Source organism: Pararhizobium sp. LjRoot235 (assembly GCF_964254145.1).
Taxonomy (GTDB): Bacteria; Pseudomonadota; Alphaproteobacteria; order Rhizobiales; family Rhizobiaceae; genus Pararhizobium.
On record NZ_CAXUSP020000003.1, the window covers coordinates 24,251 to 35,674 of the forward strand.

Below are 11,424 nucleotides of genomic sequence, written 5' to 3' on the forward strand. Positions count from 1 at the left end.
CTTCGAACCGCATGATTGGTTGCAGAAAGAGGGCCGCTTTGCGACTTTTGACCGTGCCGCGGATCCCGGATGCTTTCAACCGTTGGAATTCCTCAAACGCAGGGCCGTATCAGAGAGCGAACGGATATCGAAGAATGTAGTCGGTATCCTTTGCCGCGATCGCTCGCTTACACTCTGAGCAAACGACGATTGCCGAAAAATCCTGCCCGCACCGCTTGTGACGAAGTCGCATCGGTGGCTTGCCATCGGCAAGCCACCGATCACCCCAAGCCATCATCACCAGCATTGGCTTGTAAAGATCAAGCCCCATCTCAGTGAAGCGATATTCAAACCGTTCTCCGGAGTTATAGGGAACCTTGCGATACACTTCTGCCTGAACGAGGCGTGCAAGGCGATCGGCCAAGATGTTCGTCGCGATGCCAAGGTTCTCCCGCATCTCCTCGAACCGTCTGACACCATACCAGCCTTCTCGCAGGACCAGAAAGCTCCATCGGTCTCCGATGATGCCGAGGGTTCTGGCGACCGAACAAGGCCTCACCCGTTCTAGAAGGGTGGAATCAGAACTGCGTCTGGATGTCGGGCGAGATTCCACCGGAACATATCCTGCTCCCGGACCGTCGCGAGGAGCGACCTCACGGGCACTAAAAGGCTCCAAGCATTCGCAGCACACCGTCACTGGGTGGCACTCGCAACCGCAACTCTTGTGTATAAGCTGCAGGGGAGGCTCCTTGCCGCCGCAGAGCCACTTGTCGCCAAACTCCATCAACGACAGCATCGTCGGGAACAAATCCTTTCCTCGTGCTGTCAAGAAGTATTGCTGACCGGGCTCATTAGGCCTCTTCCCCAGACTTAGGATCTCATTTGCAACGAGAGCTGACAAACGTGATGACAACGTCTGACGGGGAATCCCCAGCCTTTGCTGGAACTTGTCAAACCGGCGCACCCCAAAATAGGCTTCGCGAAGGATGAGGAAGTTCCAAGTATCAAGAACAATCTCCATCGTACGCCGGACGGAGGACCGTCGCTGCAATAGAGGGCGCCGCGCCTGCTCGGATTTCACCGCCGCGACGTCACTTGGCTGGATCTTCTTCAGTGTATCCAAGGTTCACACTCAGCTGTTGATCAAGTTTTCGAGCTATATATAAGGTACCCAGTCTAACAATGAAAGCGACATCACCCGTTAACTGGTGTCCACTCGGCATATCGCCGATGGGAACTGGGCATATGATCCGGGTCGGTTCCATGCCGAGTGCCGCCATACCGCCGCTGATGAACGGCGACGCGCTTGCCGCGGTGGAAGATCTCGATGCTGCGTGCCGTCGAATGAATTCAACCAGGCAGGCGGAAATCGGCCACACCATGCTGTCCCGGAATTAGTGAAACCACTGTCCGCGATTAGTGAAACGACTGTCCCGTTCTTCCGAAATACGCATAGAGCCCGAGGACGGCTGCTGGTTCCCGTGAGATGACAGTAATTTATGGAACTATTTTGGCAGATCGCCTCGCGGAAGTGCCAAACTGTGGCTGCTAAATAGGCTTGATCGACAGTAGGCCCTCCGCCGAACCACCGGGACGATATTGCTGTAATCATCTATTGTTTGAATGTTCGGCAAATCAAGACCGTGACCAGTGGCCGGAACGACTATCCCGTCGGGCGCCTGCCGCGCGTCCGGCTTTGACACCCGCCTCAACATCCTCAGAAACAAGACAATTCGCAGCCCGAAATCCCAGCCGCTTTGCCCCGAGAGGAAAACACTGAAGGTCCGGTTTACCTACTGCGACATCTTCTCCGGTCACAATAACGCGCGGTTTGGCTAGCGCAGCGGCTTCAAGGCGGCTCTGAGCGAGCTTCTTTGAAGCAAATGTAACAATCGCCCAACGATCAGCAGGAAGTGCAGCTAAGAACTCTGCGGCTCCCGCAATCGGGACGCCCCGTGGACGTCCTCGATCTCTGCCCGGGTGATCTTTGCAGCCTCAATCTCCGGGTCCACTCCGAGAAGTTTCAGCCGACGAATAGTGTCGATTGCTCTTGATGCAGAGGACGATGAACACCGCATGCGTGATCCAAGCTGGAGGCATGTTGACGCCATCATAGCTACTTCGTCTTGTTCATACGCTCTGTTAGCTTCCGGAATATAGAACTTCGGGCAACCGAATAACCGAGCTTGCGGCCGACGCTCGTGCTCATCACCAAATTTGCCAGTGACGAACTGCGCATAACGGCATCTTCACGAATAAGACGCTCGTCTTGGCGCCCCTGACGGTCGGCGATGATACGTTTCGCCGAGTTATGACCTGGGGCGCCGGATACACCGCCACCAGGATGGCTTCCCGAACCGCACAGATAATATCCTTGTACAGGGGTGCGATAATGTGCAGCCTCTGCCATCGGACGTTTGTCGAAGTTATTTTCCGTGCCTACCATCGACGAATGGAAGATATTGCCGCCGGTGATGTTGTAGACGCGCTCAAGATCGCGCGGCGTAATGATGTGACGTCCAAGAATTCTGCCACGGAGGTTGGGAGCGTAGCGGAAGTAGACTTCGAGAACCTTGTCGGCCCATTCGTCCTTCCGGCTGTCCCAGTCGCCGTCTGCGAGATCAAACGGCAGTTGCTGCACACCAAGCGATATCGTGTGATGTCCGGGCTTTTCGGCCAAACCGGGATGTGTAACGGAAGGTATCAGAGCTTCGATCACGAAATCATCCGGGAAATCGCCCTTTTTCTGTGCCTCCCAGGCTTTTTCGTAAAGGGCCGGGCTTGCTCCCATGATGACTAGGCCCTGATGTTGCGGCCCCACCTTCCCTGGGGCAAAGCCCACATAGTCGGGCAGGGTTTCGACGAGAAGATGAATACGGGCCATCGAACCACGAACATCGATCTCTGATGCCTTCTTCTCAATCGCCGGAGACAAGACGCCAGCATCAAGAAATCCTTTTAGCGAACGCTTTGGGTCGGCGTTGGAAATGATCAGGTCTGCCTCGATCACTTCGCCCGACATCAGTTCCACACCAGCTGCCTTGCCGTCTCGAACGAGAACCTTGCGGACGGGGGAGCCGGTTCTGATGGAACCGCCATACACTTCGAGTCCTTTGGCGAGTGCACTGGAAATCATGCCCATTCCACCTTGCGGAAGGCCGTATTGACCATAGTTGCCTTCGAATTCCCCCTGGGCGTGATAGCCGTAGACATAGGCCGTCCCGGGTGTCCGGGGGCCTCCCCAGGTCGAAACCATCCCCATGAACATCATAAAGCCGCGAAGACGGTCGCTTTCGAAATATCGGGAGAGTAGATCCTCTGCGGAAATCAGAACGAACTCGTTAAATAGTTCGGCTTCGCCGGCCTGCTCGAAAACCTCGCGGAGTTCGTCGACAGAAGGCGGATCACTCATCAAAAGCGCACCGGTCAACTCACCAAAACGCCTGAGTCTCGTTCCAAATCGCATGAAATTTGCGCCGTCACGAGCGTTGTGCTTCTCCATCGACTTGAGCGTGCGATCAATATCGCGCCAAAGCATAACATGGTCACCATCTTCCCACAGGCCCATTTCAAGCATATCAGGCGCGACCGAGACCAGACCAAATTTCTTCAGTTCCAAGTCTTCGACCACTTCGCGCCGCAGCATCATTTGGATGTAGGAGCAAGAAGAAAATGTCCCGCCTGGAACGAGCCTCTCACTGACACAGGCGCCGCCGATCACGTCCCTCGCCTCGAGAACAAGAACGCGAAGGCCTTCTCTTGCCAGATAATTCGCACAAACAAGACCATTGTGACCCGCTCCAATCACAATGGCGTCCGTCTTCACCCTAGTCGTGGACACGGTGTTCATATTAAGCGGTTCCTTCCATAAAGGCACTCAAGCCGATGAGGTTCATCCATTTCCTGGTCACTGCCGTGCGCGCGCTTTGGTCCAGCGAAGCGCGGTTTTCCAACTTTTAGGGCAGAAGTACCCGGTAGACTTGGTGGTCGACGAACGTGCCGTCGGGGTAACCCACGAAGTTACCGGTCACGACGCCGGTCGCGCCGTCGAACTCACCGCCGCCTTCTTTGATGTGCCAGGTGATCGAGCCGATTTCCTTTCCCTCGTCCGCTGGGAGCACTATGCCGGCTTCGGGAGTGAATACGTCGAGGTAGCTATCGATCTCAGGGAAAAGCACCCGACCAGCCTCTACGGTTCGACCATTTCTTGCCATCACGACGGTCTCGAAGTGGGCCTTCCCGCATGGGTCTGAGAGCTGGCCATCCTGACCCATGCCCGCGAGATCGGACTTTATGATAACGCCGTCGGCGGCTGACGATACAAAGCCCTGTGCGTGACCTATCTGCTCTCCCTTACCGGAAAAAACGATCAGCATCGTTTTCATGCGCATGTGATACTTCCTTTCATCGTCAGAAATGTCTTGGGAGCGAAGTGAAGCGTTCCCTTAGCTCGCGTGCGGTGCAGCTGTTTGGCGCCCAGAGAGATTTTCAACATATCGGTAAGCGACCAGGTAAAGCCCCGTGAGAACGGCCATCATCAGAAGAATGAGACCACCAACCGCTGCTGCTCGATCGAAGCGATATTCCTGGAATGCCAGCTTGTAGAGATAAGTGGCGAGCACTTCCGAAGACCGGCCGGGACCACCCTTTGTCATGATCCACGTCATGTCGAAGAATCTGAACGTCCAGAAGAAATCGAGCAGGCAGGCAGTCAACATCACCGGGGCGAGATGGGGAAGCGTGACGAGCCGGAACTTGTCCCACGCGCTACCTCCATCGACGTCCATCGCCTCATAAAGATCGTCAGGTACGTTCTGCAGGGCAGCCAACAATACCAGCGTCAGGAAGGGATACCAGTTCCAGATGCTGGCGATCGTTACAGCTGCCAATGCGGAAGACGGCTGCCCAAGCCAGTCGATTGCCCAGCTGCCGAGACCGATGTCGCGAAGCAGGGAATTCAAAAGCCCGAATTGGCCCTGATAGATCAAGATCCAAAGGATCGACACCGCCGCAGGCGGGAATAGCCAGGGAATGAACTGCAGTCCTCGCCAAAAGGACTGCATGCTTTTTGCGGAATTCAATAGAAGCGCAAAGGTCAAGCCAATCAGCAAATGCCCTATGACCGTGCCACCGGTAAAGATGAAACTGTTCAGCGTCGAGGTCCAGAAGACGTCATTATTTAGCGCCCATTTGTAGTGGGTAAAGCCGACGAAATGCTGCTCTCCACGACGTGTTTGAAAGAACCCCGTGTAGATGCTCGCTATAAGCGGAAATATGCCGGTGATAATCAGAAACAGGAATGTCGGACCGACAAAGAAGACCCACTCCCGCCGGTAGGTCCGCGCGAGCTTGACACGGTTTGCGTTGACGGGGACCAGAGGTGCTTGAGACTGTTGTCCGATGATCATTTCACGCCTCCCGCAACCATTCCCTTGATGAAGACACCTTGGAACAATGCAAAAACGACAAGCAAGGGAAATGCCGACAGGAAGCTTGCAGCCATAAGAACTTCCCAGCTTATCGTGTAGTGACCAATGAGGAGATTCAGCGCGACGGTGATTGGGCGTGCCTCAAGCGAAGCGGTGAATGTCAGCCCGTAAAGGAATTCCTGCCAAGCCATCAAGAAGGCAAAGATGAAGGCTGCCAGAATACCGCCCCAGCTAAGTGGAAGTGTAATTCGGAAAAAGCACTCCAGCGACGTGCATCCGTCGATGCGGGCGGCCTGTTCGATGTCCTCGGGCACCCCGTCGAACATCGATTTTAAGATAAGGGTGCAGAATGGCACGGTCAGCGTGGTGTCCAGCAAGATCAATCCGGTCCAGGTGTCGATCAGACCGCTGGACTTTAGGAACGGGAAGTAACTCAGGACCAGAATCTCGACCGGAATGACCTGGGTGAACAGCAGCAGGACGATCAGGGTTCCGGATAGGCCCACTCTATATCGTGACATGCCGTATGCAGCTGGCGCCGCCAAAGCGATCGTAAAAAACGCCGTTAGAGCGGAGATCCCGACAGAGTTTCGAAACGGCAATACCAGTTCCTCGGTCGAGAAAACCTTCAGGAAGTTCTGAAAGGTCACCCGGTCGGGAATAACCTGCTTGAACAGCAGGTCGGCGGGCGTGATCGCGATGACGAGCATGTAGGCGATCGGCAGCAGCATCACACCAAGCAAAAGCCCAAGTATAATGTAAGTGTGATGGGTACTGCGTATCAGGCGGCGAACGGCGGAAGGTCTTTCTCGCGGTGCAAGGCTATCGAAGGTCACGGCGCACTCCTTTCAAATTGGCGCGCGGCCGTTGGCCGCGCACTGCCTTCGCGCTTGCCTATCGGGTGTAGCGGTCTCCGAGTTCGCCGTAGCTTTCGTCCCATTGCTGGTACAGGTCGGCCCATTGCTCGGCGACCTTGTCCATTCCTTCCTGAGCGGTCTGCTGGTTGGCGACGACGCCATGGAGCTCGGTTCGGAAGATGTCGACGGCCTGCAACAACTGAGGAGGCATCTCACTGTAGGTATCGTAGGCGTTCGGACGTCGCGACTGCTCCAAGGCGACCTTCAGGGAATCGGATGTGCCCACGGTGCCACTCTGGACCTCGTCCCAGATTTCTTTCCGGGTGATAAGGAAAGGCCACTTATCAGCGATCGCCTGCTGGGTGTCATGGCCCGCGAGGACCTTGACGAACTCCCACGCGGCTTTCTTGTCTTTCGAGTTGGCGCTGATCGCGTAGGTGCTGTCACCGCCCATCAGCATCGCCCCGGTGGTCTTGCCCTTCGGCAGCGGCGAGATTGCCCATTCAAACGTGGGCTTCAATCCGTCAATCACCGCCGGGACGCCATTCCAGTCCGGCATCATTGCGACACGCCCGGATGCAAACGAACTCCGCAGCTTCTCAAAGTCAGTTGTCGTGAATGAAGGCACGACACCATGCTTGTTCACGAGATCCACGATGAACTGAACAGTTTCGACCGCTTTTGGTTTGTTGATCTGGAAGTCTCCACCGACACGGCCAATGCGGGTTTCGTTCGCGTAGAACATCCAGGCGAGAGCAAGCCAAAGTTCAGGGCCGTTGCCATCGAGACCGAGGCCATACATTTCCGGTGGCTTGTTCAGTTTCTTTGCGAATTCAAGCATCTCGTCGATGGTCTCTGGAGCGCGGTCCGGAAGGCCGGCTTCCTTGAACGCCGTCCTGTTCCAGAGGAGGACGTTGGTGAGACCGAGCGAGGGAAGGACGTAGGTCGAACCCTTATAACCCGTGTCTGCCCACGGCTCGTAGGCGCCAAGGATATCGTTGCCGGCCGCCTTGTCTGCGTCAATCAGTTCGTCCAGCGGAGCGATCCAGCCTTCCTCGGCAAAGCGAGCGAGCTGTGTGGGGACCCAGAGCTCGAGCGTGTCCGGCAATGCGCCGGCCTGGCCTGAAAGCTCCATTTTCTTGATGTACTCGATGAAGCCAATTTCCTCGATTTGCAGATCGACATTTGGGTTGGCTTTGCGATAGTCGTCGAAAACCTTCGAGAAGATCTCCGGCAGTTCGGTTGATCGCCAGTTTGAATGGCTGACAACCGTTTTGCTTTGCGCGAACAAATCCGAGGGCAAAGCCGCGGCGCCAAGGGCAATGGCGCTCGACTGCAGGAGGAAACGACGCGATATATGCGGGACTGTGAAACGAGGTCTATCTGTCATAATTCATTCCCCTATCGTTTTTCGATTCTGATTGATCGGTCCGTTCTAACTTTCAGATGAGATGCCGTTTACGGGGACCGAATGCGTGCCCAACACCACCAAAAAGGCCGCACCCCCAGCAGCGCGACTGATTAACCCGTTCAAAAAAGGACCGTTCCCCGGTTCATCAGGCTGCAGCAGCAGCGCTCGGCTCCAGGCGTTTTCCGGTCGACTTGTCGAACGAGTGAATTTCCCGGAGCGGCACCCGAAATGTCTGCCGCTCCCCAAGCGTGAACTTGCCGCCAGCCATGGCGGGGACGTCGGCAACAATCTGCACCTCGTCGGCGCCATCCAGCGTGCCGTAGACGAGTTGAGTTGAGCCGAGTTTCTCTACCCGCCGTACGATGATACTGACTTCCCTGGTCGCAGCCTTTTCGCCAACGAGTCCATCGCGAAGAAGTTGCTCGGGACGGAAGCCTTCGAGGAGATTGCCGCGCGGCACGAGGTTCATGGCAGGTGAGCCGACGAATGTTGCGACAAACGTGTCGGCAGGACGATTGTAAATTTCGTCCGGTGTTCCCACTTGGCGCACAACACCGTCCGACAGGACTGCGATTCTATGTCCAAGCGACATGGCTTCGACCTGGTCGTGTGTCACGTAGATCGTGGTCGCCTTGGTTTCCGCCTGGAATCGCTGGATCTCCTGCCGAGCCGTCGCTCGCAGCTTCGCATCGAGGTTGGACAACGGTTCATCCATCATGAACACGGACGGACTGCGCACCAGGGCTCGGGCCAAGGCAACGCGCTGACGCTCGCCGCCCGAAAGTTGCTTCGGTTTGCGATCCAGGTGCTGTTCTATCCTGAACATGCGAGCGGCCCAAAGTGTGCGCTCCACGATCCGCTTGCGGTCGAGTTTCATCTTTCGTAATGGAAACTCGATGTTGGCGCGAACGGTGAGATGCGGGTAAAGCGCGTAAGTTTGGAAAACCATCGCGACATTTCTGTCCTTCGGCGACAAATCCGTGACATCCCTGTCATCGATCCTGATGGCTCCCGACGTCACGGTTTCGATGCCGGCAATCATCCGCATCAACGTAGATTTGCCGCAACCAGATGGGCCCAGCAAAACAAGAAACTCGCCGTCGGCCACATCGAGACTGATCCCCTTCACAGCCGCATAATGACCGAAGGACTTTGTGACGTTGCTGATTTGAACGAAGCTCATGCCATGTCCTCAGGTATATGTTGAACGATGGTCACCTCCCGAAAGGTGACCGGCTATTGCACCGCCGCCTTCCGCTGGAACTCGGTGCTGCGAATGACGTTCTGGAATGCGTCCAAGAAGATGTCAGCATGTTCGGTCGAGAACGGAAGAGGCGGCCGGATCTTCAAAACATTGCCTTCAACGCCGCTCGCGCTGATCAGGACGTTCCTGTCGCGCAGCGCGTTTACAACGAACAGGCCGAGATCGCCGTCGGGCTCCTTGGTCCGGGAATCCCTGACAAAGTCCAGGCCCACAAAGAGGCCTGCGCCGCGGATATCTCCAGCCGCCGCCAAGCCGGCAGTCAACTCGCGAAGACCCTGTTGCAGGTAGTTGCCGACCTTCAGGGAGTTCTCGGCAAGTCCCTCGTCTTCGATCACGCAAAGCGTGGCGTGAGCGGCGGCGCAGCACACGGGATTTCCTCCAAACGTATTGAAGTAGCGAGCGGTTGTTGCGAACTCGCCAAGAATTTCGGGACGAGCCACCACGCCTCCGATCGGCAGTCCGTTACCCATCGGTTTTCCCATGAGGACCAGATCGGGCACAATGCCATGGCGCGCAAATCCCCACATCGGGCCAGTCCGTCCAAATCCCGGCTGAACTTCGTCTGCAATGAACAGAGCACCTGCGGCGTGCACAACGTCGAGAGCAGGTTTTAGGAAGCCCGGCGGATCTGCGAAGATGCCGTCAGAGGAAAAAACCATATCCGCGACAAACGCGGCCGGCTTGAACCCATGGCGAGACAGATCTTCAAACGCTTCCTCGATGGACGCGGCAAACACTTCGGCAACGTTCTCATGCCCGAGGCGGTATGCATCCGGCGCCGGTACGGCCCTGACATTGGGCCAGAGAGGAACGCCGGCACCTAGCGAGGGGGACATTCGCGCAATCTGCTCGGTGATGCCATGGTACGCGTTTTCGGTCACGACAATGCCCACGCCACCGGTGTGGGTTTTGGCAATACGCAGGGCAAGATCCGCAGATTCACTGCCTGTGCAGGTAAACATCACATTCGAAAGTTCAGACGGGAAATGTCCGAGCAGTTTTTCCGCGTAACTCAAGACGACATCGTTCAGATAGCGCGTGTGGGTATTGAGCACCGCCATCTGCCGGGAGACGGCTTCGACCACTCTTGGATGGCTATGACCGACAGAGGGCACATTGTTGTAGACGTCCAGGTAGCGTTGCCCCCGGCCGTCGGTGATCCATACCCCCTCAGCCGAAACGGCGTGCACCGGCGTTTCGTAAAAGAGCTTATAGGACGGTCCGAGAACCTTCTTACGCCGCTCGATGAGTTGGATCGTCTCATTGTCTAGCCCGTCAACCGCATTGGCGTCGAACGCATTGATCATCAACGGCTTAGTCATGAGGAAGTCTCCTTGTCGCAGGCAGCGAAAAACCGATCGACTGCGCGGTTTTTGTCGAGGTCCGTTAAATGCGATAGCGCGCGCCAAGCGTAGTCAGTGTTCTTGAGGATCTGGCTTGCACGCTCCGGAAGACGGATTGCACGGAATTCGGTAATGGCGACCGCCATCGCGAGTCTGGTAAGTATGAGGTCAGGGAGGACCGCTATCTCGGACGGATCCAAGGTAATGACGGAATTGTAGCCTTGCGCCACGTCGAGTGCGCCGGAAAAGCCCGGTTCATCAAAACGCAACTGATAACTGGCTGCGATGGCGACATCGTTGATCCGCTGGCTTCTCGTCACATCTCCGAAGTCGATGATCCCGGTGATTCTTGTCACGTCGTGCGGGTCCATGAGTAGATTGTGCCCGTTGAAGTCATTATGGATCACTTGCGAAGGAAGATCTTGCAGCATCCCGAGGGTGCGATCCTCAAAATGCTGCAAGATCCGGTGGGGCATCTGCCAGCGGCCGGAGTTGATCTCTGGGAGCAGCGATCGGACGCTCGCTGCATTTGCGAGATCCCAGACGAGGTTTCTGCGATCGGCAGGGTGTTCGAAGTCCGCGAGCGCGCTCGCCGTTCTTGCGAGTGCCTTCCCGATCTCAAATGCCTGCTGGCTGCTTCTCGGAGTGTGGACCTGCGATATGCCGTCAAGAAAGGTCATCAGCTGGACGACACGACCCTCGCCGCTTTCCATCATTGCGATCGCCTGCAGACCGCCGTTGGTGCGGATAATCTCCGGCACCGGCAGAGCCAGGTCACTTTCGGCGACGTGGACGCAAGCCCGAGCCCGCAAATCGGCCAAGGAAGACGATTCCGATGCACTGTAGATCTTCAATACATAATGGCGGTTGTCGGCAGTGGTAACTTCCAGGATCTCATCACGCTCTGCTACCAGGCTTCTGACGCGTCCGCGCACCCCCCAACACTGCTCAAGTATCCGCGCGACCTCGTGCGCCTCCACGTGAGAGCGCGCACCATCTCCACCTCCGTCAAACCTTTGGAGGAGGTCAACTTCAGACATCTTTAACCTCCTCTGTGTGTTCTTGCTGCGGAGACGGGGTGGCTTGAGGCCGAAAGCCAATTTCCACCTCCGCCCGACAATTGAGATCACATGCTGGCCTG

General features: G+C 56.4%; 11 protein-coding genes. 1 reads left to right on the forward strand and 10 read right to left on the reverse strand.

The features are described from left to right. Window positions 1-109 precede the first annotated feature (109 nt). Window positions 110-1,102 carry a winged helix-turn-helix transcriptional regulator gene (locus ACSQ2Z_RS26395; RefSeq protein WP_436084192.1) on the reverse strand — a complete coding sequence of 331 codons (993 nt, stop codon included), beginning with the start codon at window positions 1,100-1,102 and terminating at the stop codon, window positions 110-112. A gap of 122 nt (window positions 1,103-1,224) precedes the next feature. Here ACSQ2Z_RS26395 and ACSQ2Z_RS26400 point away from each other — a divergent pair, with 122 nt between their 5' ends. Then, complete coding sequence (locus ACSQ2Z_RS26400; RefSeq protein WP_436084193.1) at window positions 1,225-1,377, forward strand: hypothetical protein; 153 nt, start codon at window positions 1,225-1,227, stop codon at window positions 1,375-1,377. 237 nt (window positions 1,378-1,614) lie between these two features. On the opposite strand, the gene ACSQ2Z_RS26405 is transcribed toward ACSQ2Z_RS26400, so the two are convergent. The 9 genes from ACSQ2Z_RS26405 to ACSQ2Z_RS26445 form a co-directional block, all read right to left on the reverse strand. Then, complete coding sequence (locus ACSQ2Z_RS26405; RefSeq protein WP_436084389.1) at window positions 1,615-1,923, reverse strand: HAD-IA family hydrolase; 309 nt, start codon at window positions 1,921-1,923, stop codon at window positions 1,615-1,617. 172 nt (window positions 1,924-2,095) lie between these two features. After that, the gene (locus tag ACSQ2Z_RS26410) at window positions 2,096-3,829 is read right to left on the reverse strand and encodes a phytoene desaturase family protein (protein WP_436084194.1); all 1,734 of its coding nucleotides are present in this window, start codon (window positions 3,827-3,829) and stop codon (window positions 2,096-2,098) included. A 106-nt stretch (window positions 3,830-3,935) separates the two neighbouring features. After that, window positions 3,936-4,370 (reverse strand): hypothetical protein, encoded by a 435-nt coding sequence (locus ACSQ2Z_RS26415; RefSeq protein ID WP_436084195.1) that lies wholly within the window; start codon window positions 4,368-4,370, stop codon window positions 3,936-3,938. 54 nt (window positions 4,371-4,424) lie between these two features. After that, window positions 4,425-5,387, reverse strand: coding sequence for a carbohydrate ABC transporter permease (locus ACSQ2Z_RS26420; RefSeq protein WP_436084196.1), 963 nt, complete (start codon window positions 5,385-5,387; stop codon window positions 4,425-4,427). Continuing rightward, window positions 5,384-6,244 (reverse strand): carbohydrate ABC transporter permease, encoded by an 861-nt coding sequence (locus tag ACSQ2Z_RS26425; protein ID WP_436084197.1) that lies wholly within the window; start codon window positions 6,242-6,244, stop codon window positions 5,384-5,386. The genes ACSQ2Z_RS26420 and ACSQ2Z_RS26425 overlap by 4 nt, the downstream gene beginning before the upstream one ends. Window positions 6,245-6,302: 58 nt before the next feature. Continuing rightward, a complete protein-coding gene (locus ACSQ2Z_RS26430) occupies window positions 6,303-7,655 on the reverse strand; it encodes an ABC transporter substrate-binding protein (protein WP_436084198.1) in 1,353 nt (450 codons plus the stop codon). Between the two features lie 166 nt (window positions 7,656-7,821). Further along, window positions 7,822-8,859, reverse strand: a complete 1,038-nt coding sequence (locus ACSQ2Z_RS26435; protein ID WP_436084199.1) for an ABC transporter ATP-binding protein — start codon at window positions 8,857-8,859, stop codon at window positions 7,822-7,824. A 53-nt stretch (window positions 8,860-8,912) separates the two neighbouring features. Next, window positions 8,913-10,262 (reverse strand): aspartate aminotransferase family protein, encoded by a 1,350-nt coding sequence (locus ACSQ2Z_RS26440; RefSeq protein WP_436084200.1) that lies wholly within the window; start codon window positions 10,260-10,262, stop codon window positions 8,913-8,915. Next, the gene (locus tag ACSQ2Z_RS26445) at window positions 10,259-11,323 is read right to left on the reverse strand and encodes a phosphotransferase (RefSeq protein ID WP_436084201.1); all 1,065 of its coding nucleotides are present in this window, start codon (window positions 11,321-11,323) and stop codon (window positions 10,259-10,261) included. Before ACSQ2Z_RS26445 ends, ACSQ2Z_RS26440 begins: the two co-directional genes overlap by 4 nt. Between the last annotated feature and the right edge of the window lie 101 nt (window positions 11,324-11,424).